Annotated in this window: 9 protein-coding genes; 6 read left to right on the top strand and 3 right to left on the bottom strand. The window is 67.9% G+C overall.

Translation table 11 applies throughout. The features are described from left to right. Positions 1-47 precede the first annotated feature (47 nt). Together AB0J72_RS18000 and AB0J72_RS17995 are read right to left on the bottom strand one after the other, a co-directional pair. Positions 48-1,490: a serine/threonine-protein kinase gene (locus AB0J72_RS18000; RefSeq protein WP_363399996.1), complete on the bottom strand. Its 1,443-nt coding sequence runs from the start codon at positions 1,488-1,490 to the stop codon at positions 48-50. Positions 1,491-1,522: 32 nt separating this feature from the next. Further along, on the bottom strand, positions 1,523-4,681 hold the full coding sequence (locus AB0J72_RS17995) for a protein kinase (protein WP_363399994.1): 3,159 nt from the start codon (positions 4,679-4,681) through the stop codon (positions 1,523-1,525). Between the two features lie 804 nt (positions 4,682-5,485). Here AB0J72_RS17995 and AB0J72_RS17990 point away from each other — a divergent pair. From AB0J72_RS17990 to AB0J72_RS17965, 6 genes are all read left to right on the top strand, one after another. Continuing rightward, positions 5,486-7,309 carry a UvrD-helicase domain-containing protein gene (locus tag AB0J72_RS17990; RefSeq protein ID WP_363399992.1) on the top strand — a complete coding sequence of 608 codons (1,824 nt, stop codon included), beginning with the start codon at positions 5,486-5,488 and terminating at the stop codon, positions 7,307-7,309. Between the two features lie 7 nt (positions 7,310-7,316). Continuing rightward, positions 7,317-10,493: a helicase-related protein gene (locus tag AB0J72_RS17985; RefSeq protein ID WP_363399990.1), complete on the top strand. Its 3,177-nt coding sequence runs from the start codon at positions 7,317-7,319 to the stop codon at positions 10,491-10,493. Next, entirely contained in the window at positions 10,490-12,277 is a 1,788-nt protein-coding gene (locus tag AB0J72_RS17980; protein ID WP_363399988.1) for a DUF1998 domain-containing protein, read from the top strand. Before AB0J72_RS17985 ends, AB0J72_RS17980 begins: the two co-directional genes overlap by 4 nt. 57 nt (positions 12,278-12,334) lie before the next feature. Beyond that, positions 12,335-12,958, top strand: a complete 624-nt coding sequence (locus AB0J72_RS17975; RefSeq protein ID WP_363399986.1) for a hypothetical protein — start codon at positions 12,335-12,337, stop codon at positions 12,956-12,958. A gap of 4 nt (positions 12,959-12,962) precedes the next feature. Further along, positions 12,963-17,606: a DEAD/DEAH box helicase family protein gene (locus AB0J72_RS17970; protein ID WP_363399984.1), complete on the top strand. Its 4,644-nt coding sequence runs from the start codon at positions 12,963-12,965 to the stop codon at positions 17,604-17,606. Between the two features lie 369 nt (positions 17,607-17,975). Continuing rightward, positions 17,976-22,607, top strand: coding sequence for a DEAD/DEAH box helicase (locus tag AB0J72_RS17965; protein ID WP_363399982.1), 4,632 nt, complete (start codon positions 17,976-17,978; stop codon positions 22,605-22,607). A gap of 879 nt (positions 22,608-23,486) precedes the next feature. Here AB0J72_RS17965 and AB0J72_RS17960 read toward each other — a convergent pair. Further along, positions 23,487-25,274: a hypothetical protein gene (locus AB0J72_RS17960; protein ID WP_363399980.1), complete on the bottom strand. Its 1,788-nt coding sequence runs from the start codon at positions 25,272-25,274 to the stop codon at positions 23,487-23,489. Between the last annotated feature and the right edge of the window lie 234 nt (positions 25,275-25,508).

The following is a 25,508-nucleotide window of genomic DNA, read 5'->3' as shown; positions in this document are numbered from 1 at the left end:
CGTACAACCGAACCTCGTCCTCGCGGCGTCTCCGGTGTGAGGACGGGTCAGCCGCGTGCGCCCCGCGCGGGTGGACCGTAGCGACGTACGGGTGCACGTACGAGCATCAGCGCGTCGACGGTCGCGAAAACCTGTTCGCCGTCGACGTGTGCCGCATCGCGCAGGTCCGCGAGCAGCTCTGTCAGGACTGCTTCGGCCCCGACCCTGTCGCCCGCGCCTGCCTGAATGATCGCAAGCTCGCGTGTGGCGGTCGCCCGTTCGGAACGCGTCGACGCCTGCCCGTCGAGATCTTTCGCGACCGCGGCGTACAGGCTAGCGGCCGTCGTAATGTCACCGCTGCAGGCATGCAGCCGGGCCAGCTTCAGACGCAGGGAAAGGACTGCGGGGTGGTCCGCAGGAAGCTGGTGGGCCATGACAGCCAGCGCGTCGTCGCAGGCACGTACGGCTTCGCCGGTCTCACCGGCCTCGACCTGTAGGTTTGCGAGATCACGGCGGACGTCCATGAGGGCGTCCCCCGATGCGTGGCGGTCGTCGAGAATGCTGCGCAGCAGATCGATCGCCCGGGCAGGTCGGCCGTGCTCGGCGTGCTCGGCGGCGGCGGCGCGCATCCGTCGTACCTCCGCCGCGGTCCACTCAAGGTGGCCGGTCTGACCGCGACGGGAGGCGCCGCCGGCCAGAGTGGTGGTGATCTCGGCGTAGCCCTCGGGTGCCGTGGCCGTGACGAAGCCCGGCAGCGGTGACGGACGGCGCAGCAGAGGCGTCAGTCGCGCGAGGACGTCGGTGGCGTCCTTGGGCCTGCCCTGAGGGTGGTCCTGGGTGAGCTCGCCGGCCAACTCCCATAGGATGTCGTCGGCGGGTGTCTCCTCGAGCAACTCCTCGAGGATGCGACCGACGGCGTACAGGTCGGTGCGTGACGACACCATGCCCAGGTCACATTCGGGTGCCCGATAGCGCCAGTCGCCGGTCACCACTCCAGGCGGAGTCAGGTGGGTCGAGCTGCTGTCGGTGACGATCGCCAACCCGAAGTCCACGACCTTCACCGTGCCGTCAGCGCACAGCAGCACGTTGTCCGGCCTCAGGTCACGGTGCACTAGCGACAACTCGTGCGCGCGGGCCAGCACGGCACAGATCTGCGCGATGACGTATACCACCCAGTCCCGGGGGACCGGTTGCACCTCGTCGATCAGATTGCGCAGCGTCGCACCATCCACGTACTCCATCACAAGGAACGGTCGACCGTCGTCTTCTCCGGTGTCGAACACCGCAGGCGTCCCGGGATGCCGCATCCTGGCCAGCAGCCTTGCCTCGCGGCGGAAACGGCGCACGAGTTCGGTGTGCTGGTCACCGTCGGCCAGGTCGGCGCGCACGACCTTGACCGCGACCTCACGGTCCAGGGACAGGTCGTAGGCCCGATAGACCTCGCCCATGCTGCCGCGCAGCGGGGGGCCTGACAACTCGTAGCGCTGCGCGATCGTCTGCGGGCGTGTCAACGGTATCCTCGCCTGACCGGATGGCGTAACGCTCATGCGCCGGTGACCTGACGGTGGGTCAGGAACGGGCTTGGGGTGGCGTGCCACGAGATCACCAGGTCGTCACGGGCGCGGGTCGCGGCCACGAACAGCAGGGAGCGGTAGCGCTGTCGTTCCCGCTGGTAGCGGGTGGGGTCCGACTCCCGGAAGCCGTTGATGCGCTGGTGCGGGACCAGACCCTCGCGGATTCCAGCGATGATCATCCGGCGATACTCCAGGCCCTTGAACCGGTGCATCGTGCCCAGGTGCACTCCGCCTGTACGGACGGGACCGTCCGAGCCGACCTCGACGACGTCCACGCCGTCGGCGGTCAGGCGGGCCGCCAGATCGGCGGCCAGTTCGTGGGTGGGTACACATATGGCGACCGAGCCGTCGGACTCGTCGCCCCAGGCCTTGAGCTGTCGCCGGATCAGGTCCGTCTCCTGCGGCCAGTCGGCTGCTCGGCGCAGGGCCGGGCGTCCACCACTGAGCACGGAGCGGTAGCCGTCGAGCGTGTCGGTCGACCCGTTCATGTCGTCGTACTGTTCGCCGCTCATCAGTTCCAGAGCCGTGGCGAGGATCTGACGGGTCGTGCGGTAGTTGAGGGTGAGGCGATGCGAACGGCCGCGGATGTCGATGCCCAACCGGGACAGACTGACCCGGTTGTCGTAGATGCGCTGGTGGGTGTCGCCGACGAGGAACAGGTCGTCGGGTCCGACCGGTGCCATGCAACGCAGCAGGCGCCAGTGCGCGGTGCTGAGGTCCTGGGCCTCGTCCACGACGATGTGGCGGTAGCGGGCGGTCGTGCCGGGCCGTCGCATGCGTGCCTGCTCGGCGCGGGCGGCGTGTACGGCGATCTGCGGATGCGTCCAGATGCCCTGCTCGGCGGTCCAATCCTCGAAGCACCGACAGAGCTCCCAGATCCTGGCCCGGTCCGGTCGGCTCAGCGGACGTCCGCGTCCCGGCCGGCGTGCGATGGCGTACTCGTCGCCGCTGTCGAGCATCTGTCCGAGCACGACCTGGGTCCACTCGGCGGACAGGAACTCGGGCGTCCAGCCGGGATCCTCGCGGCCGAGGAAGGCCCGCCAGTAGTCGACGATGCGATGGTCGTCGACAAGGGTGCGCCCAGCGTCGACCGGAGGCTCGGTTGCGATCCTCCTCGCTAGCCGGTCGATATTGATCACGTCGACGTGCTGCAGCGCCTCGACGCTGGTCAGGGTCTCAAGGCGGTTGCGTAGATCGACGGCGAGGTTCCGGCTGAAGGTGGTCAGCAGGATCCGATCGTCGCCCGGCTTGAGCTCGGCGGCCAGGTGCGCAACGCGGTGCAGGGCCACGATGGTCTTGCCGGTGCCGGGCCCACCGCTGACGCGGGTGGGCCCGCTGGTCACCCGGTCGACGAGCCTGCTTTGGGTGGGGTGCAGGAACACTTGCCACGACTCGAACGACTCGGACAGCACGGCCTGCAACGCCTTGTCGTCTGAGGTCACCTGCGTGGCGGGGCGTACCAGCGCAGCGGCGAGGTCGTCGGGGTCGACCTGCTCAGTGACGCGCACGGGCTCGGTGATCAGCCGTCGCACGTCCTCGACGTGCATGCCGTCGTAGAGCGAGAGCAGCACGTCCGCGGTCAGTTGCGGTGCGCCCTCGACGAGCTCCAACAGTTCGTCCTCGGTGCACAGGGAGCGGATCCGTGGCAGTAGTGGTTCGGCGACACCGAGGTCCAGCAGCACGGTGTCAGCGTGGTCGTTGAACAGTGGGGGCGCCTCGGGCGGCAGGACGTCGACGAGCACGGTGTCGGGCACGGGTTCGAGGTCGACCACCTCGAGGGCACCAGTGACCCGGTTGACCCGGTAGGCGTAGCGGTCCAGCTCCTCGTAGACCTCGCCGCGGTGTTTGACGTCGACCAGCAGGTACTCGCGTTCGACGATGTGCAGCAGGATAGCGCGCAGGTCGGCGTTGACTCGGGCCGACCATAACCGGTCGCCGCCCCTGAGCTGTTTGAGGCGCAGTCCGGGGTTGTCGGGGTTGGAACGGAACTTGTGTTGGAACTCGTAGACGGCACCGACATCCGCCCGGGAGAGTTTGAGGATCTCCTTCTCGGCGCTCTGTAACACGCGCAGTCGTCCCCCTGCGGTCATGGGCTGCTCCTTCGACGGCGTGGGCGATCTGTGGTGCACGGTCGTGCGAGGTGCCCGGACTGGCGTACGGGTGATGACTAGTTCGGTGGGTCCCTCCGGCCACGGGTCGGTCTCGTCGGTGAAAGCGACGGACCGAAGCGACTCGGGAATCGGTTCGGCGGGAGTGTGAGCCTGCAGTCGGCGACGTACGGCGGCGAACCCGCCTGGTTGGGCCTCGACGATGCGGGAGAATTCGGTGATGAGGTCGGCGACGCCGGGGCGGGCGCCGGGATGGTGCGCCAGCATGGCGGTCAGCAGCGGGCCGAGATCGCGGGGCACTCCGGTCAGGTCGGGGGCGTGCGCGGGATCAGTGATCCAACCGGCGAGCACGACGGGGGTGGCGTGCGGATAGGGGTGGCGTCGGGTGCTTGCATACAACAGTGTGGCGCCGAGGGCGTAGACGTCGACCGCCTCGGTCAGCTCGGTCTCTCCGACCGCCTGTTCCGGAGGCATGTAGGCGACGGTGCCGACCGCTTGTCCGAGCTGCGTCAGACGATCGTTGCGCTCACGCAGTACGGCGAGGCCGAGGTCGATGATTCGTGGACTGTCCGAACCCAGCATGACATTGCTGGGTTTGAGGTCTCGGTGCAGCAGCCCGACGCTGTGGATGGTCTCCAGGCCTTCGGCGAGCATTGCGCCGAGTGCGGCGGTGGCTGCGCCGTCGAGGACGCCGTTCTCTGCGACGTACCGGCGCAGTGTGCAGCCGTTCACGTACTCCAGCGCCAGCCACGGGTTCTCCCGGTTCAGCTCGCAACCGCGGTAGTGCGCGACGCGTAGACCCTGGGCGCGGCGCAGGTGCGCGATCTCGGCGCGGAAGCGGCGCAGGACGGCGTCGTCGTCCAGCAGGTGGGGCTGGATGACCTTGACGGCGACCAGTTCCGCGGTGCGTGATCTACCGAGGTAGACCTTGCCCATGCCGCCGGCGCCCAACTCGGCGAGGATCTCGTATCGCCGGTTACGGCCGATCCAGCGTGGGTCCTGCGCCGTCAGCGCTCGCACTCGGTTCCTCGCCCCCTGTCGACCGACCGTTCACCGAGCGCCTGCGGTTCGCAGCGCGGTGATGTCTCCGCCGAGCAGTCTCCCGTATCCATCACCGGCGAGGACGCCGCCCCGTGACGCGTTCGGTGCACGGCGTGGCGCACTCCCCAGGCACGTGGTGGGCGGCCACGCCGACAGTCCGCCCCCGGATGCCCGAGGCGGTTGCATCCCCGGCCCCTTGGGATGATCGTCACAGTGAGACGATACGGCGGTCTCGTTCCGTGAAGTCGAGGTGCTCCTGTGCGGATCGCGGTCTTCGGGGCGGATCGAGTTGCAGTGGGTCGGCCGGATGTGGCCGGTCCCCGCGGCCGGTGGGAGTCGTGGCGGTGCGACGCGCTCAGCGACGCACGTGTCGGCCCGGCTGGTCGATTCCGCTCCGGTGCGGTGACCTCTACCGTGAACCGCATCGCGTGCCCCCTCGGCGGACTATCGCTGAGATTCTACCGACGTTACGGGATGCACTCCAGATTCGTCCGTTGACTCAGTTCACAGACGGGTTTATCGTGAACACGATGCTGCGGCGAAGCGGTTCTATCGATCGGTCGAGCCGCTGAGACGACACGGACCCGCGCTCGCTGCCGATCGAGCTGGGTGTGTCGGTGCGGAGGACGAAGGAGTCAGCCCGACGGTGACGTGTATAGACGAACGGGCACGGACCACCGGCCGGGCTGGCTGCGGCCAGCTGATTCCCGGCGCCCGCGGCGAGGACTCGAACTACGGTGAGGAGCTGGTGTTGGCGGACTTCGAGAAGACGTGGAGCGTTCTGTGAGCGTCGGCCGAGTCGCTGCGGACCAGACGACCACCGAGCAGCAGCGGCTCGTAGACCAGCCGTGGGACGCCCGCGCGCTGCTGATCGCCCCCGCGGGTACTGGCAAGACGTTCACACTGGTACAGCGTCTGGACCGGTTGTCGGCGCAGGGCCTCGACGCCGACGAGGTGTTGGTGCTGTCGTTCTCACGCGCCGCCGTGCAGGAACTGGAGCGGCGATCGAGCCGATCCGCCGGCGCAGGTCGGTTCGTCAGCCCTCGGACCTTCGACGCCTGGGCGTTGGAGCTGTTGACTCAGACCTACGCGGGGGAGTGGCAGCTGCTCGGCTTCGACGAGCGGATCCGCACTGCGACGGAGGCGATCATCGCCGGGGATGCCGAGGAGTTCCTTGAGGGCGTCCGACACGTGATGCTCGACGAGGTCCAGGACCTGGTGGGTGACCGCCGACGGCTCGTGCAGGCGCTGCTGGAGGCCGTGGACACCGGCTTCACCGTCGTCGGCGATCCGGCTCAGGCCGTCTACGATTTTCAACGGCGTGGCGAGCACGAAACCGGCGACGTCTTCTCCTGGATTCGAGGCCGCTACCGAAACGACCTCGTCCAGTTGTCGCTGACGCGCGACTTCCGGGCCGCGTCCCCGCGCCCGGCGGGACTGATCGCATGTGGGGACGCGCTGCGTTCACCGACCGGGGTCGACCCACAGCAGATCGCCTCGTCCATGCGGCGCGAACTGCTCGACGTGCCCTCGGCCGGAGCGTTGCAGGAGATCGTCACCGGCTTCTCATACCTGGATGGGGACTGCGCGGTGCTGTGCCGCGACAACGGCCAGGCTCTGGAGGTCTCCGCCGTCCTGCATGCAGCCGGTGTCGGACACCGGCTGCAGCGACGATCCGGCGACGATCTCAACCCCCGCTGGCTGCTGGAGCTGTTCCGCGGCGGATCCGCGCTCAGCATCACCCACGACGAGTTCCTCGCCGCCAGCGGTCTGGACGCAGACACCGCGGAGGCGGCCTGGCAGGCGCTGCGGGCGCTCGGGCGCGGTCGTGACCGCATCGATCTGGCACGGTTGCGTGCCCTGATTGCCGCACGTGGCATCGGTCGCTTGCGACTGCCCGAACCCTCGGTCGCGGTGACCGTCTCCTCGCTGCACCGGGCCAAGGGTCTGGAGTTCGATCGGGTGTTCCTGCTCGACAGCGACCCCCGCGACGACGAGGACCCGCTGGACCAGGCCCGGCTGACGTACATGGCCATGACCCGATCGCGTGAGGACCTGTTCCGGCTCACGGCGCTGGCACGCCAAGGACCCGTCTACCGCAAGAAGTCCGGGGAGTCCGAGCGGTGGGGACTGGCCATGTTCGGCCGCAATGTCAGTCGCCGCCCCTGGCTGGGGATGGCCGTCGAAGGGCACGACGTCGACCACGAGTTCCCGGCGGGTGCGCGCGGCTTCAGCGACGACCCCGGCGCTGTGCAGCAGTACCTGGCCGACGTGGTCCGGCCGGGCGACGAGGTGCGGATGATTGTGCTGGCCCGCGATGTCGACGACTGCCCGGCACCGCTGTACGGCGTGGAACACCAGGGAAGACTCATCGCGGTCATGTCGCGGGCGTTTCGTGACGCTATGGGCAGGCACCTGGGCGGCCGCAAGGCAGGGGATCGTCGGGACTGGCCGGCGACGATCACCGACTGCCACGTCGAGGCGGTCGAGGTGGCTGTTGGCAGCACCGCGGAGGGCGCCCGCGCAGGTCTCGGCGAGTACGGGGTCTGGTTGGCTCCACGGATCAGCGGCCTGAGCCGGTTCCATTACGAGAAGGCGGAAGGGTGAATCGCCGGTGAGTGATTTCGACGAACACTACGAGCTTCGTGACAAGCTGACGGAACGACTCGTGCTCGACCTGCTCGGGCCCGCCGGCGGCGACGAGGAGATCCTGACCGATCCACCGGTCAACAGCTACCTGACCGGGGTGCTGTTCCCGCAGCGCGACATCGAACTGCGGATCGAGGACGCGGCCGAGTCGGACGTGGACTTGGCCTCCGCCCGACTCGACACCGACGAACAACCGGACACCGGCGTGTCGATGGCCAACGTGCAGAGCCCATCCTCGATGGGGTTGACCTTCGTGGCGGATCCGCGTGCCGGCTCGCTGGAGGTGCGGGTCGAGGCGGGCGTGTACGAGCCGATCGACGAGGCAGGCCGTCCGGCCGAGGCCCAGTCGGAAGCGGCCCGCTCCACCGGGGAATCGACAGTGCGGTGGCGTCGACGCAGCGTGCCGGTGCAACCGACCCCGCTGGACCTGACCCGGACCGGCGCCTCCACGGCGGTGGTGGCGCCCGGACTCGAGGTGCGCTCCCTGGTGCGGCCCGCCGACGAGTGTGGCTTCGTCACCGTCACCGTCACCGTCGTCGACGTCCACGTCGCCCCCGGGACGATGCGTGACCCGTACTGCTTCTTCCAATGCGAATTGACGGTGGCATCGCAGGACACCGCACCAGCGATCATCCAACAGTCGGCGCCGATCGTCGGTGACGACCAGGAGACGTTGCTGGCCGAACTGCTCTACCGGCACGCCCCGTCCTTCGCCACCGGGCACGGCTGCGCGGCCGAATGGAGCGATCCGATCGAAGCGGACGGCGCCGACCGACGCCGGCGGGTGGCTGAGGTGCGCTCGTCATTCGCGCCGTCGTTCGACGTGCAGCTGTCGGAGTCCAACAGCCGCATCGACGCCTCCGGGCTCGGCATGTACGCGCTGGCCACCAGCGACCGAGACGACGTCGTCGGCCGGCTGCGGATGCTGCTGTCCGGATACGGGGAGTGGGTCGGTGAACTCGAGGACAGGGCCGCGGCGCTGGCAGACACCCCCTACGTCGGCGTCGCCGCCGAACAGGCGCGGCTGTGCCGCACCGCGCACGACCGGATGGTGGCGGGCATCGACCTGCTCGCCCGTGACGGCCAGGTGCTGCGAGCCTTCCAGCTGGCCAACCACGCCATGGCGCTGCAACGCGCCCGCACGCTGCACATGCGCGACCGCACCGCGACCTTGGACCTGAGGGCCGGGCAGTGGTATCCATTCCAGCTCGGCTTCATCCTGCTGTGCCTTCAGGGGATCGCCGAGCCGGACCACGAGGACCGGCAGGTCGCCGACCTGCTGTGGTTCCCCACCGGCGGTGGCAAGACCGAGGCCTATCTGGGGCTGGTCGCCTTCACCGTCTTCCTGCGTCGCCTGCGCCGAGGTGACGGCGGCGCCGGGGTGACCGTACTGATGCGCTACACGCTGCGGCTGCTCACTTTGCAACAGTTCGAGCGCGCCGCGACGCTGATCTGCGCGATGGACCGGATCAGAGACGACGAACCGGACCTGGGCGATGAGGAGGTCTCCATCGGCATGTGGGTCGGCTCCAGCGCCACCCCGAACAATCTCAAGGACGCCGAGACTGCGCTGCGCAAGCTGCGCAACCAGGAGACCCTGCGCGAGGAGAATCCCGTCCAGCTGCGGCGCTGCCCCTGGTGCGGGATCGAGATCGATGCGGTCCACTACCGCGTGGATCACCAGAACACCAAGCTGGTCGTCGCGTGTGGCAGCGCCGAGTGCGAGTTCCGCGACGGTCTGCCGGTGCACCTGGTGGACGAGACGGTGTACGCGTACCGCCCGACGCTGGTCATCGCCACGGTCGACAAGTTCGCCCAGATGGCATGGAAGCCCGAACCGGCGGCGCTGTTCAACCGGGTCGGCGCGCCTGCGGGGACACCGCCCCCGGAGCTGATCATCCAGGACGAGCTGCACCTGATCTCGGGCCCGCTCGGCACCCTGGTCGGGTTGTACGAATCGGCCCTCGACATCGCCGCCGACCGGCCCAAGGTGGTCGCCTCGACGGCGACGATCCGGCGCGCCAGGGAGCAGGGCAAGGCGCTGTTCGACCGCGACGTGCACCAGTTCCCGCCGTCCGGGCTCGACGCCCGTGACTCGTGGTTCGCTGTGCAGGCTCCGGCGGACCGCAAACCGACGCGTCGCTACGTCGGCCTGTTCGCCCCGGGGACCAGCCAGGCGACGCTGCTGGTACGGGCGTACGCCGCCCTGCTGCACCACGCCGCACAGATCGACGCCAAGGACGAGGTCCGGGACGCCTACTGGACACTGATCGGCTACTTCAACAGTCTGCGCCTGCTGGCGGCCGCCGAACTGCAGGTCAACGACGACGTGGTGCTGCGGTTGCAGCGCCTGGCCGGCGAGGGCAAGCAACGCGACGTCGAGACAACCGAGTTGACCAGCCGGGCCAACGCCAGCGAGATCCCGAGCCGGCTGCGCCAGCTCGACGTGCCGCACGGGGAGTCCGGCGCACTCGACGTCGTGCTGGCCACCAACATGATCTCGGTCGGGGTGGACGTTGACCGGCTCGGCCTCATGGCGGTCACCGGTCAGCCACAGACCACCGCCGAGTACATCCAGGCCACCAGCCGGGTGGGGCGTAAGCACCCTGGGATCGTGGTGATGCTCTACAACGCCGCACGGTCGCGCGACCGTTCGCACTACGAGAACTTCCGCTCGTATCACTCCGCGCTGTACCGGCAGGTGGAGTCGACCAGCGTCACGCCGTTCTCCGCCCGTGCCCGTGACCGTGCGCTGCATGCTGCCCTGATCAGCGCCGCCCGGATGACGGTCGCCGACGCCCGTGACAACGACGCCGCCGGCAACCTGGACCTGTTCGAGGCCGACCTGAGGGACCTGGCCGACCGGATCCTGGAGCGGGTCCGCCGGGTCGCCCCCGATGAGGCGAAGGCGACCGCGGAACACCTCGACGAGATCATCCAGGGCTGGGCCGAGATGGTCGACTGGAACAGCGGCCTGAAGTACCGAGTCGGCAGGCGCCGCGGCGAACGCAAGGCCAGACCGGACAACTCCGCTCTGCTGTGCACCTTCGAGGACGACGACCTGCCGCACTCGTTCGCGACTATGAACAGTCTCCGCGACGTCGACGTGGAGACAAGCCTGTTCCCACGAGAGGGGCGATGAGCATGCCCGGACGCAGGCCGCAGCGGCCGACACGGAGTGCACCGACCACGAAGCCGCCGATCGGCAAGGCCCGACGTGCCCAGATGATCACGACCTACGGAGTCGGATCCATGATCGCGATCGACGAGGCGTCTTACATCGTGTTGGGCCTGGACAGCTGGCGGATCAACGACCGGGAGGAGACGAGTGAGCCGCGACTGCAGCGGGCGCTGCGCGTCGACAAGCTCTACCTGCCGCCGGCGGAGAGCGACTACCACGGCGCGGGCCTCAAACGCTTCCCCGAGTTCTACACCTGCCAGGACTGCCGGCTGCTGCAGCCCTACGGGCGGTTCGGCGGACGCGGTTCCAAGTGCGCCTGCAACGGCTCACTCATCCCGAGCCGATTCGTGCTTGCCTGCGACGACGGTCACCTGGAGGACTTCCCCTATCGCAAGTGGGTGCACCGCGGCTCCCAGGACGGTGCCGTGTCGTGCATGCAGGAACTGAAGATGATCACCACGGGACGCACGGCGAGCCTGCGGTCCATCCAGATCGAGTGCGGATGCGGCCGCAAGGTGTCGATGGAGGGCGCGTTCCGGCGCAGCGAACTGCGCAGGCTGGGGATCCGCTGCTCGGGAGCACGGCCGTGGCTGCGCGACGCGGCCAAGGTCGACTGTGTCCGACCGCCGCGGACCCTGCAGCGGGGATCGTCGGCGGCGTGGTTCGGCATGGTGCGTTCTTCGTTGGCGATCCCACCGTGGTCGGAGAAGGTGCACTCGATCATCGATCGCTACTACTCGTTATGGCGCAAGTCCAGCGACGAGGTCATCGCGGAGCAGGCCGAGGCCGCCGGGGTCCTCAAGAAGGGCATCACGAGCGAGCAGGTCATCAGCGCCGTGCGCAAACGGGCCCGCTTCGAAGATGAGGCGACCATCGTGGAGCCGAGCGACCTGGACGCCGAACTGCGCGCCGAGGAGTACGAGCAGCTGTGCACCGGCACCACCGGTGAGCAGGAGTACGACGACTTCGAGTGCCACCCTGCCGAGGGCGGCCCGCCTATGCCGCAGATCGAGCACGTGATGAAGGTGACCCGGCTGCGCGAGGTGCGCGTCCTGCAGTCGTTCACCAGAGTGGAGCCGCCGAGCGCGGCGGACGCGGCCACCCGTCACGCGGCGCTGACCTTGGGGGACCCGGAATGGCTGCCCGCGATGGAAGTCGTCGGCGAGGGCGTCTTCCTGCGGGTCAGTGAGCAGCGGTTGCGGGAATGGGAGCAGCGCGACGCCGTCCGCAAGCGCGCCGGCCTGCTCATCGCCAACCACGCCGCGCTGCTACAACGGCGCGCCGAGGCGGCCGGTCGCCTCGCCCCGCCGACACGGCTGACGGCGCGGGCGATCCTGGTGCACACCCTGTCACACGTGCTGATCAACGAATGGAGCCTGGACTCCGGTTACTCCGCATCGGCGATGCGCGAGCGGCTCTACACCGACGGTGAGACGGCCGGTCTGCTCATCTACACCGCTACGAGTGATTCCGCTGGGAGCCTCGGCGGCATCGTGCGTCAGGCCGACCCGGACCGTCTGGCCCGCACGCTGGGTTCGGCGCTGCGACGGGCCGAGTGGTGCTCGGCCGACCCGCTGTGCATGGAGTCGGAGACCGGCGGCGCCGACAGCCTCAACCTCGCCGCCTGCCATGTGTGCAGCCTGCTGCCGGAGACCAGCTGCGAACACAACAACACACTGTTGGACCGGGGCCTGCTGATCGGCTGGCCGAAACATCCCGACGACGGATTCTTCAGCATCCGCTGACACGCTGAGAGAGGGAGGACGACCGTGTCGAGGAAGCCCGCCGTGTCAAGGAAGAACGTGGCAGATCACCTGGACATGTTGGAACGCCGGCTGAGGGAGGCGTTAAACCTGGTACACCGTGCCCAGCGAACCGAACAGACGGCCACCGGATGGTTGACGACCTCTGCGGAGATCGGGCGTCTGGTCGCAGCCGAACGCGACGCCTTGAGCGGGGTACGCCAGGAACTGCTGGGCGGGGCACGCACGGCCGTACTGGCATATCTGCGGCAACGGGTGGGCCACGCGGTCACCGCGGGGGAGCTGGAGGGCGTCTCCGGGATCGAGGAGTGGACGCGTCGTGTGCGCGAACTGCGTGACCTCGGCTGGGACATCGAGGCACTCGGCAGCGGACCCGGGCGTTCCTACCGGCTGAAAGCCGACCGCCTGGACCAGTCGGTCGTCGACGACGACAAACTGATCGCACAGATCAAGGGTGGTAACCCCAAGGACCGTCTGATCGAATACCTGTTCCACGTCGCGCCCTGGCCGGTCGCCGCGGCCCGACTGGAACGCGTGGCGAAGTCGGCCACGTGGCGCACCGACCTGCAGACGTTGATCGACGAGGGCTGGCTGATCCAGACCCACGAGGACGACCGCGAGATCCCACCGGGTTTCTACCGGCTCGCCCGCCTGGAGGACTGAGACGATGGCACCCGAGCCGCTCTGGGAGGGACCCGACGGCGCCGTCGCCCGTCGGGTGACGGCGCTGTCGGATCAGTACCTGCGGGCCTGTGCGGTCCATCCCGGACTGATCGAGGAACACGCCAACATCGAGCGTTCGATCACCCAGGGCGGCTACGGCCGGCGTCAGCTCTACGAACTCATCCAGAACGGCGCCGACGAGCTGCAACGCGAACCCGGCGGCGGAATCCACGTCGTGCTGACCCCCGATGCGCTGTACTGCGCCAACCGCGGGACGGCGATCACGCATGATGGCGCGGAGACCATCCTGGCCTCACACCTGTCCCGCAAACGCGGGACCGAGATCGGCCGTTTCGGGCTCGGATTCAAGTCCGTGCTGTCGATCTGCGACAGCCCGGACTTCTTCAGCCGCAGTGGATCGTTCGGGTGGGACCGTTGCCACGCCGAGGCGACGATCCGAGCACACACGCGTACGACGGGGCCGACGCCGGTGATGCGAGTGGCGCGGGTGCTGGACGCGGACGCGGCTCGCGCCGGCGACCCGGTGCTCGACGAGCTGATGCCCTGGGCGACGACGGTGATCCGGCTGCCCCTGCTGGAGGGACACCTGGACCGGCTCGCCCAGGACCTGCGCGACTTCCCCAGCGACTTCGTGATCTTCTCGCCGCACATCGGCCGCCTGGAACTCGACGACCGGACCGAGCTCGTCTCGCGACGGCGGACCATCACCGTCAGCGGCGACGGCATCGATCGAGTCGTCGTCGAGCAGGCCGGCGGTGCCGAGCGCACCGTCGCGTGGAAGGTCTTCGAACGGATCCACACCCCCAGTGAGCAGGCGCGCCACGACGCCGGCGAGTTCCACGACCGCGACGAGATCCCGTTGTCCTGGGCAGTGCCGGTTTCCGGCAGCCCCCAAGGGACCGGTGCGTTCTGGGCCTTCTTTCCGACGACGTATGAGACCACCCTCAGCGGCATACTGAACGCACCGTGGAAGACCAACGAGGACAGGCAGAATCTGCTCAAGGACAACCTGTTCAACGACGAGCTGATGACGGCCGCGGCGGAGCTGATCGTGGACTCGTTGCCGGAGCTGAGCACCGACGAGGACCCTGCCCGCCACCTGCTCTACATCACCGCCCGTGGCCGCGAGTCCCGCAATTGGGCCGACAAGGAACTGACCACCGAGGTCTACCGACTCGCCGCCCGACGTCCGAGCCTGCCGGATCAAACCGGTCGTCTGCGCACCCCCACCGAGGTCCGCCTGCATCCCGCCCGGCTCGATCCCGAGTGGCTTTCGCTGTGGCGCGGCGTGCCCGGACGTCCCGACGACTGGTGTCACCACAGTATCGAGGAGACGGTCCGGCGATCACGGGCGGAACAGATCTTGGCCAGTGCCGGCAGAGGACCGTCCACGCTTCGACACTGGTTGGAGGCTGTGGCGCTACCCGGCTCCCGGCCGGGTTCGGCCGCGGCACTCCACATCGTCGCGCACATGAACGATCGCAGGCATCCCCTACTCGACGATGGTCACCTCGCGCGGATCGTGCTCGTCGCCGACGGCCGGCTCCTGACATTGTCGGACCAGATCTTCCGCCGCACACCGGGCGAGCCTGAAGCCGAAGGCCTCACCTACATCGACCGGCGCCTCGACGAGAACCCCGATCTCGACGATGATCTGACCGATCTCGGAATTCACGAGGCCGATGCCGCCGGGCGACTGCTCTCACTGCTGCAGAGCGACCTGCCGGGATTCGACGAGGAATCGTGGGAGACGTTCTGGGCCCTGACCCGACGCATCGCCCCCTCCCTCGCCGCCGAGATTATCGACGAGCAGGACTTCACCGCACAGGTGCGTGTCCGCGTCGGCTCGGGTCTGTTCACGGGGCTGCGTGAGTGCCTGATGCCCGGTCGCGTGTTGCGGCCCGGATCCCCGGCCGCCGTCGACCTCGACTTCCACCGCGAGGACCTGCCGCTGCTGGGACTGCTGGGTCTGAGCGACGTGCCGAGGGAATCCGACGATCCCGGCCGGGACGGGTGGCTCGACGAGTACCGGCGGGAGATGATCTCCGTCTTCTACGCGTCACTGCCGCCGGAGGCGAGCAGACCGACCGAACGCGGTATCAAGGTCGGCGGCGTCGCACCCGCAGGCCCCCTCGGCCTGCTGCGTACCCTCACCCCGTCCGAGACGGCGCGGTTTCTACAACATCTGCCACCCACCGGCGTCGTCACGACGTGGCACGTCAGCGCCACCACCCGCGTCGACCGCAGGATCGACGTGCCGTCGCCGCTGCTGTGGGGGGCGCGTCGCTACGGACATCTGCCGACCGCTTGGGGTGTCCTGCCGGTCGACGACAGCGTAGGTCCCGCGCTGGCTCGCCCGACGGGAGTGCTGCCGTCCGCCGACATCGACGTCGGCCTGGCGACGGCCCTGAACCTGCCGCAACACATCGACGAGATCGGCATGGCCCGGTGGCGGCGGCTGGTTGCCCATGCCGAGGAGCACCTGCAGGTCGAGCAGGTGGGTGAACTCTACGGACTGGCCTGCTCGTATCTGCCCGCAGCAGCCAGGATCCGTTGCCTGATCGGATCCGAACCCGGATGGGCCGCGGCCGGCGAGGTCACCATGGCCGTCGATGCCGGCCAACGACGGCGGCTGAGCGACCACGGCATCCCGGTGCTGCCAGTGCCGCCGGAGGCCTTAGAGAGGTTGAGAGCCGCCTGGAGCCTGTCGGTCCTCGACGATGTGCTGAGCAACGAGGTGCGAGCGGTGCCCGTGCGTGAGCCGGTACCGGTCGAGGACCTGTTCCCGCGCCTACGCTTCCTTACGGGACGTCCCCTCCACGGCGTGCAGGTCGTCGCATGCAGTGAGTTGGAGGAACTGATCAGCGGGCCGAACGGTCGGCGGGCACAAGCCGCGTCGATGCTGCGGTACGACGACGTCGTTTACAGTCTGGAACCCTTCGACGACGCGACGTTGCTGCGTCGGCTTCGGGACCGGTTCGGTCTGCAGCTGACCGATCAGCAGGTCGAGCAGATCCTGGCCCACAACGACCAGGTGCGACGTGACGCGCGCCTGGTCGCCGCCCGTGACCAGCCCGACGACGCCGCTCGGCTGCTCGTCCTGCTCGGCGCCGACGTTCTGCGCACCCGGATCCCGCAGCCGGTCCTGGAAGCCGTCGCCGCCTCCGAGGGGCCGCTCGACGACCGCACGGTAGCCGAACTCGCCCTGGACGTGTTCGGTTCGGCGGTCCTGCGCGAGTACCGCAACGACCTGGACCGTCTGAGTCTTGACGTGCCGGAGCAGTGGGCCGGCGGTCATCGGGCCCGGCGGCTCGTGACCGACCTGGGCTTCCCCGTCACGTTCGCCGGCGAGCGACAGCCCGCGCTGGAGGCCAGCATCGTGGTCGACGGGCCGGCCGCGTTCCCGCCGCTGCACGAGTACCAGGAGATCATGGTCCGGCGGATCCGTTCGGTCGCCGAGTCTCGACCGCCACTGCGCGGCATGCTGTGTATGCCCACAGGAGCCGGCAAGACCCGCACCGCGGTCCAGGCCCTCATCGAGTCCATGCGCGACGAGGCGTTGCAGCGATTCCGGCCGATCCTGTGGATCGCGCAGTCGGAGGAATTGTGCGAACAGGCGGTGCACAGTTGGCAGAGCGCCTGGCGCAGCCTCGGCGGCGCCGCACGACTGACCATCAGCAGGCTCTGGTCGGGCAACACGGCCGATCCGACCACGGACGGCTTCCATCTCGTGGTCGCCACGGACGCCAAACTGGCCTTGATCATCGACTCGCCCGACTACGAGTGGCTGCGAGACGCCCAGTGCGTGATCGTCGACGAGGCGCACACGTCCCTGAGCCCGCGTTACACGTCCGTGCTGGATTCGCTCGGTATCACGCCATATCGCACGAGGTGCCCGTTGATCGGACTGACCGCGACCCCGTTCATCGGCAACAACGCACCGGAGACCGAGCGTCTGACCCGCCGGTACAACCGCAATCGGCTCGACTTCGACGTCGACGGACGAGAAGTCCTGGGGCCGCGGCCGTACCGGAGCCTGCAGGAGATGGGCGTCCTGGCCCGCATACGCCATCGTGAATTGAACGGGGCGACCATTCAACTGTCGGAGAGCGAACGCGCCGACGCGGCGGATCATCCCTGGCTGCCGACCAGTGCGGAGAACCGTCTCGCGGCCGATCGCGAGCGCACCACGATGCTGGTCAAGGAGATCACCGCACTGCCGCACCAGTGGCCGATCTTGGTGTTCGCGACCTCCGTCGAGCACGCCCACGTCCTCGCCGCCCTGTTGAATCGACGAGGGGTGAGGTCTGCGGCCGTCACCGGGTCGACCGAGGACGGTCTACGACGGCGGACGATCCGTCGCTTCCGTGACGGGGAGATCGGGGTGCTGACCAACTACAACGTGCTCACCCAGGGCTTCGACGCCCCGGCGACCCGGGCCATCGTCGTGGCCCGGCCCACTTACAGCCCCAACGTGTACCAGCAGATGATCGGGCGAGGTCTGCGCGGTCCCAGGAACCGCGGCAAGGAGGAGTGCCTGGTGTTGGACGTGGCCGATAACATCACCTACTTCGGTGCGGAACTCGCCTTCCGCGACTTCGAGTATCTGTGGCGCTCTACAGGATGAAGCGCTGCCTTCGCTCGATCGACCCGAGGCCGCGCCCGACCATCGGTGAGGTCGCCGGAGGTGAGCCCCGCTCCTCGACGGCGGCGCGGAGCGTCGCGCTCGCCGTAGCGGCAGCCCACCTCGCCGTGCTGACGCGCTGACGCGGGAATTCTGATGTCGACTATATTCGCAGAGGTCACGGCGAGTGTGCGTGGAGCTAGAGATGTCGGCCGATCGGTTTGGGTGGGACATCCGGACGGCGGAGCCGTCAAGGTCGAGGTCCGCGCGCGCATCCGGAGAATCGATGTCGCGCTGTGCTCCGTGTGACTGTTCTTGTTCGGCTCAAGGCGGGATCTGATGAGCTCTTCCACCCCATCGTCATACGCGTCCGTGCGTCAGGCCGTCGAAGCGCTCTCCGCCGTTGCGCTAAGGCACTACGAGATCGATCCCGGGATGGTCCAGGAGCACGCCAATGGCGAGCGACGCATCACCCAGGGCGGATACGGCGACCGCCAGGTCTACGAACTGGTCCAGAACGGCGCCGACGAGATGCGGGGCCTGCCGAACGGTGAGATCCGCGTCATCCTCACCGACGACTACCTCTACTGCGCCAACGCCGGTAACCCGATGACCCCCGCAGGAGCGGACACGATCCTGCGCATGGGAGTCTCCCGCAAGCGAGGCGGACAGATCGGGCGTTTCGGCGTGGGTGTCAAGTCTGTGCTCAGCGTCAGCGACACCCCCCAGTTCTTCAGCACCACCGGCTCCTTCGGCTTCGACCGTGCCTGGGCCGAACAGACCATCCGCGCCGTGGTCCCCGGCGCCGTCGACATCCCCATCCTGCGGATGGGCAGAGTCCTGGATGCTGCCCAGGAGACCGCGTCCGATCCGATCCTCGCCGAACTGCTGGAGTGGGCCGCCACCGTCGTCCGGCTGCCGCTGCTACCCGACAAGGCCGCCCTACTAAGCCTCGACCTGCACAACTTTCCGGCCGAGTTCCAACTGTTCTCGGCCCACGTCCGGTCGTTGACCCTCGAGGACCGCTCAGGCAACCGCCTGCCTATGGTCCAGGAACTATTCGTGCGCAACGACGGCAACCACTTCACCCTCCAGAGCAGTGCCAGCAAGGGCAAGGGAAAGGACGAGACCACCCGCTGGCGGGTCTTCACCCGCACGTTCCACCCCTCTGAGACCGCGCAGCAGGGTGCCGGTGAACTGCACGACCGCCCGCAGATCGACATCTCCTGGGCGGTTCCGGAGGACAAGGGCCGGAGCGAGCGGGGCACCTTCTGGGCGTTCTTCCCCACCAACTACGCCACGACACTGCGCGGTCTGCTCAACGCGCCGTGGAAGACCAGCGAGGACCGGCAGAACCTGTATGACAACAATCCGTTCAACGAAGAATTGATCGTGCAGGCGGCGCGGCTGATCGTCGAGTCCTTGCCGGAACTCGTCGACACCGCCGATCCCGGCTCCTACCTGACGCTGCTGCCCGGTCGGGGCAGGGAGGCGCCGCAGTGGGCCGACGACAGGTTGACCAAGCAGGTCTGGAAGACGACCGCGGTGTGTCCGTCATTGCCGGACCAGCTCGGTGTGCTGCGTAGGCCCAACGAGCTCTTCATGCCCCCGGAGAACATCCCCGCCGCCCTGATGCAGCTGTGGGTCGGCTACACCGGACGCCCGCACGACTGGACCCACGCGTCGATCGAGCAGCGCGAGCGCCGTGCCCGGGCGCGCCTGATCTTCGAGAACGCCGGCCTGAGTGAGGCGTCGGTCGTGCAGTGGCTGCAGGCACTGGTGCACGACGGCACCGCCGAGGCGTCCGCCCGCGCGATCCGAATCCTCGCCGGCCTGCAACGCGACAAATACGAGCACGCCGTCGCCGCGCGCAAGGCCCAGATCGTGCTGACCGAGTCCCACGGGATGGTCTCCATCGACCACCCCGGCTTATACCAGCGCAGCGGCCTGGACGAACTCGCCGACGACCTGGTCTACGTCGATGCAGGTGTCACCGACGAGATCGGTCTGCGCAGTGACCTCAACGAACTGGGGGTTCGGGAGGCGACGCCATTGGGCAAGCTCAAGGCTGTCCTGGACCGCGGCGTCGACGGCTACGGCGACAAGGACTGGCAGGCCCTGTGGGGGCTCGTGCGCAGGGTGACACCCCACGACGCCGCCGACGCCGTACGCCAGGCCCTCGCCGACCCCATCCGGGCGTTCCGGGTGTGCACCATGGCGGGACGGTTCCGACCCCTGGCGGAGTGTCTGCTGCCCGGGCGAGTCATCCCCGCGGACGGCAGCCGCGACCAGGGTCTGGTTGTCGACCTGCGCGTCCACGGCGCCGACCGGCCGGCTCTGACGGCACTCGGCATGTCCGACGTGCCCGAGATGATCGTCGACCCGCGCGAGGACGTCTGGTTCGAGGAGTACCGAGAATTCGCGCTGCAACGTCTGAACGACAGCTTGGACAAGAACGTCAGGCTGCGCAAGCTGTCGGCACTCGAGGTCGACGGGACCACACCACCCGGTCCTCTCGGTGTCCTCGCCACACTCAGCGACGAAGGTAAGGCACTGTTCGTCAAACACCTGCCCGCCGGGCGACTGGTGCGCGACTGGACCGCCCGGGCTCACAGCAGCACACTTCACGTCCCGTCACCGCTCGTGTGGATGGTGCGCCGGCACGGCAAGGTCGACAGCAGCCAAGGACTGCTGCCCGTGCCAATGACGGTCAACCCCGGCCTACAGCAGTACGCCGACGTGCTGCCGGTGGCGCGCGTCGACCGCAACGTCGCCGACGTCCTAGGCCTGCCATCCACGGTCGACCGGATCCCAGCGCCGCTGTGGCGCTACGTGGTGGAGACGGTGGAGAACTCCCAGGACGATGTCGTCCCCGGCAAGGCCTACGCGCTCGTCCTGCGCTCGGGCATCGAATGGCCCGGAGGCGAGACCCGGTGCCGGATCGGGGACACCTGGGGCACGCGACCGGACGACCAGATCTGCGTCACGGCCGACCGCGTCGAGTACGACACCCTCGTCATGGAGCGGGTCCCCGCACTGCTGGCACCCACTGTGGCCGACGTCGAGAAGATGGTCGAGACCTGGGCGATGCTGCGATACGCCGACGCCGTCAGCATGGAGGTCCGTACCGCCGAGGAGACCGAACCGGTCGTCGTCGTCACGGAGTTCCCGCACCTGACCGTCCTCCGCAGCCGGCTCGCCAACGGCTGGTCGTACGTGGTGTGCGGCGAACTCGACGAGGTGAAACGCACCCCCGCCGGCATGCGGACCACACCGCTGGAGTCGGCGAACCGCGACCGAGTGGTCTACGTGCGCCACCCCGCCGACGAACGACGCATCCTGCAGGCCGTCTCGAAGGAACTCGACCTGCGCCTGTCACCCGCCGAGGTTCAGAAGATCCTCGACATGCGGGAGGAGGCCAAGAACCAAGATATCCTCAAACAGGTCCGGGCCACGAAGATCGTCATCGAGAAGATCTTGCTGCTGATCGGTGCCGAACGGCTGCGACGTGGACTCCCGGAGGGCCTGCACGCCTGGGAGCAGACGCAGAAGGGCGGAGTGGTCGAGGACCGGCGCGTCGCCGAGCTCGCATTGCACGCCCATGGTGACGGCATCCTGCGCCACCACCGCGACGACCTCAAACTGATCGACGAGAGCCTGAAACTGCCGTTCACTGGGGACACCAAGTCCCGGCAGAAGGTCGCCGACCTCGGACTCCCCGACCGGTACGCGGGCACCAAGGAGGAGACCCCACCGCCGCTGGAGACCGCCGAAGGACCCACGCCGCACTTCCCGCTGCACGACTACCAGGAGGTGCTCGCCTCCCGGATGCTGCAGCTGCTGATGCAGACGCAACCGATGCGCGGCATGGTCAGTCTACCCACCGGCGCCGGCAAGACCCGTGTCGCGGCCGAGGCCGTCATCCGCTACCTCAAGACCTTCGGCGCCGAGGGCCCCGGCCGGCCGATCCTGTGGATCGCCCAGTCGACCGAGCTGTGCGAGCAGGCCGTACAGAGCTGGAAGTACGTGTGGGAGAAGACCGGTCTCGGCGGCACCCGACTCAGCATCAGCCGATTCTGGGGTAGCCGCGACGCGACCCAAGTCACCAGCAACCCGCACCTGGTCGTGGCCACCGACGATCAGCTGACCGCCCGGCTGCATCAGCCTTCCTACGAGTGGCTGCGAGACCCCTTGCTGGTGATCGTGGACGAGGCCCACGGATCGACCACCAAGGGTTACACCGCGCTGCTCGAACAGATGGGCATCACCCACCACCGTCTGACGCGACCGCTGATCGGACTGACCGCCACACCCTTCCGCGGCAAGAGCACCGACGAGACGAAGCGACTGATCACTCGTTACGGCAGCAACCGGCTCGACGAAGGTGCGCTGGGCGAGGACCCCTACGGCCGGCTTCAGGAAATGGGCATCCTCGCCCGAACCGACCACGATGTTCTGGAAGGCAGCAAGCTCGAGCTCACGTCCCAAGAACTCGACCTGATGTCCATGGGGCGAGGAACCCTCCCGCCCAACGCGGAGCGGCGCCTCGCCGAAGACCACTCTCGTAACCGGACTCTGATCAAGGCCCTGCTCGGCCTCGACCGGGATTGGCCGGTGCTCCTCTTCGCCACCTCCGTCAACCACGCGAGATTCCTGGCCGCCGTCCTCAACGACCAGGGCGTGCACTCCGCCTCCGTCGACTCCGAGACGCCGACGATGCGGCGGCAACAGATCATCGAACAGTTCGGCAAGGGCAGGATCAGAGTCCTCACCAACTACGGTGTTCTCCACCAGGGCTTCGACGCGCCGGCGACTCGAGTCGTGGTCGTGGCCCGGCCCACATACAGCCCGAACGTATACCAACAGATGATCGGTCGTGGCCTGCGTGGACCTCGAAACAACGGCACCGAGCGCTGCCTGATCCTCAACGTGGGTGACAACGTGATCAATCATCAGCAACAGCTCGCCTTCACCGACTTCGAACAGATGTGGCGGAATTCCTGAGTCCCTGCACCCGTGCCGCTGGCCGTTGGCCTGGGCGGTCCCGGCAAGCGTTTCGTCGGGAAGCCGGTGGCGCTGTCAGCGCTCACGTAATTGGCCTACCGCTCGCTCGTCGTCCCCCATCTACGAGGCACGGCGTCCGCCGGCAGTTCGCTCGTCACGCCCGCGACGGTCGCGACGAGCGGGCAGAGAAAAGCAGCAGCGAGGAGGAGGTGCGTGGACGGGCAGGCCGGTCGGCCAGTCGCGGTCATCGGTGGCTTGATAGCCGCCCCGACGCCCGCGATCTGCCTGGGGTGCGACGAGCGGCGACCAGAGCAATTACGTGAGCGTCCACAGCGCATATACGAAGCGTGGCCGTTCACATCAGAAAGTGGTGATGAATTGATGGCGGGAACGGTGTCGTCGGAAGAGCGCCGACATCAGCGCTGAAGCGGGTGTCGGGTTCAGGCGATCCTCGAGAAGCACGCTCCGGGGTCGGCCTGATCACTGATGGGGCGAACCAGAGTGAGTCGAGGCGCCCGTTAGATGTACCTCGCCGAGCTCGTGCGGCAGGCAGCCGAGCGAGGTGAACCGTAGGCGCGCCAGACCCGAAGCCAGCCACGCCAGCGGGTCAGCTCCGCTCGGCAAGGATGCCGGCTTGCGCGCGCGTAGGAACTTTTGTCAGACGTGCGACCGTCGATGCTCCCGGCCGGGAGACGCGGCACTGCAGCCAGCACTTCGCAAGCCCGGTTGGGCACGCGAGCACTGGCGGCAGGCTTACCAGATCCCTACGAACTGCTGGTGCGCTGCCGCGCGCCACCGGGGCGTCGTTGCGAGTACTACGGCCGGTCCGTTGACGGTAAGGCGCAACGACGTTCGACCAGCGTGCAATCGGGGCAGCTCCTAGTCAATGGAGCTCGAGGCATACTCGGCAGGGCCTGTCGTTGCCTCGGGGCCAGTCGGCTTCGTAGGTGTCGTGCCGGTGATCGCGCCCTTGCTGCCCGCCCCGATGACGGCGTGGCTCCGACGTTGAAGCGCTTCGCGTTCGACGTCCGGGATGGTCATCGACTCCGCGAGCACGGCGGCAAGCGTGTCCACCTGCGCGTTGTCGATGTCGGCGGAGAAGAGCCATCGGATGTTCTCGTCGCGCGTGATGAGGTCGATCGCCGAACGCTCGCCCTTTGTCTGTGTGGTAGCTGCTCGGACGTATCGCACTCGGCTGATCGGGATATCCTGCCGGATCTCACCTTGCTCGAGGAAGGTGTTCGTCTTGGCCGTGATGATGCGGCGATCAGTGACGGCGACCAGTGTCTTTGCCGCCGCCTTGTCCTTAGCCCCTGTCAGCATCCCCTTCGCTCCGCTGAAGATCGCAGAAATTGTGTCGGAAGCATCGGGCTCATCGGGAAAGCCGAGGACACGCAGAGTCTCACCGTCTTCCAGGAACCAGCGCAGAATGCGAAGGTACGGCTCGATGTCCAGCGATTCGGGCACGCACACTGCGCCCGGAGCTTGCAGCGGAGGGGACGCCGGGTGAAGAGCATCGGCAAGTGGCTGGATCGCCTCCAGTAGACCGGCGGAGGTTTGGCGGACCGCGGTCGAGTCCTTCCGCTTGCCCGACAGTGGCAGTGTTGCGCGTCCGGGGAGCTCGACGATGATGCGCAGCTCCCGTGTCAGCGAGTCGACGAGGCTGCTTGTCTCGGCGAGAGCGGAGTCGAGTGCCGTGCGGGTGTCGCGCGCGATGACGTCGACGAGCCGTGCCTCGTGGGCGTCATCGGCCCCAGCGGCGCTCGCCCGCGCGGCGTGCAGCGCCTGATACCCCGTCCACGCCTTGAGGGACGACAGCAGGGCGTGTGCGTCGAAGACGATCGCCTCGGCGTTCGCCTCGAGATACGCACGGCGACCCTGCGTGTCGTGACGGATCTGCTGGATGTGGTTGCTGACGTTCAGCCGATACAGCTCAAGCTGCTTGAGCAACGATGCTTCATTGCCCGCGACGCTGTTCCACAAGGAGGTCGGGACCGATTCAATCTCTCGTGCCCGGTCGACCGCGCGATCGATGCTGGCGACGAGTGCCGTCAGCTCGGCCCACTGTTCGTGGCGGATGGTCGTGAGCACCTGGCTCGTCAGCGCAATGTTGGTTCGCGTGAGGCCGGTGATGTCACTGAGCTGCATCTGCAAGGCGATCATGGCCAGCGCCGGCCCGATCGTGGCCGCGAGCTGCGCCGCGCCGACGGCGGTCACAGGGATGAGGCGGGCCTGGCCGACTATCTTGCCGTTGGTGAAAATCGCGCCGAGGTTCGCGCCGTCCGTGACCGCGAGCGCTCCGCCGGACTTCAGCAGAGCCTGTGTCGTGCTGCTGAGCCTGTAGAGCCCCTGCATGCCGGCAAGTGCGTTTCCGAGGTTGCCGGTCACGGTCGACGTGTTGCCGATCGAGGCGAGGAATGTGGAAATCCGCGTCCGATCAGCGGCCGACACGAGCCCGAAGTCGATCAGATCGGGCTTGAGCTCTGTTGGAACTTCACCGAAGACGACAGCAACCCCTGGGAGCACCTCCGCCAGGACCGTCGATGCCGTCGTCGAGTCCATGTCCGCCTCGGGTGCCGGGTCGTCCGAATCAGGCGAGTCGGCGGCTTTGCGCTGGCCGTTCTCCTCAGGCCCGGCGATCTCCGTCGAGTCCGATGGATGTTGCATGCGATCTCCTCCCACGCGGCCCGCAACGGCCAGACGTCGTCATCGATGTGTCTTTACTTGGGTGTCCAGCGTTGGAAGACTCTTCGAACCTCTTGCGGCCACTCACGGACTCCGTTGCTCCAACCGGGACCCGGCTCGCCCGTCTCCTTGTTGACCACGAGGGCCGCGAGGGAGCAGTCCTCACCTCGAGCTCGGCAGTCCTCCGATACGTCATCCAGAACGTGTCGAAGTTGG

The sequence above is a fragment of the Dactylosporangium sp. NPDC049742 genome, from assembly GCF_040674675.1.
Lineage (GTDB): Bacteria > Actinomycetota > Actinomycetes > Mycobacteriales > Micromonosporaceae > Dactylosporangium > Dactylosporangium maewongense.
This window is presented reverse-complemented; position numbering and strand designations above follow the sequence as displayed.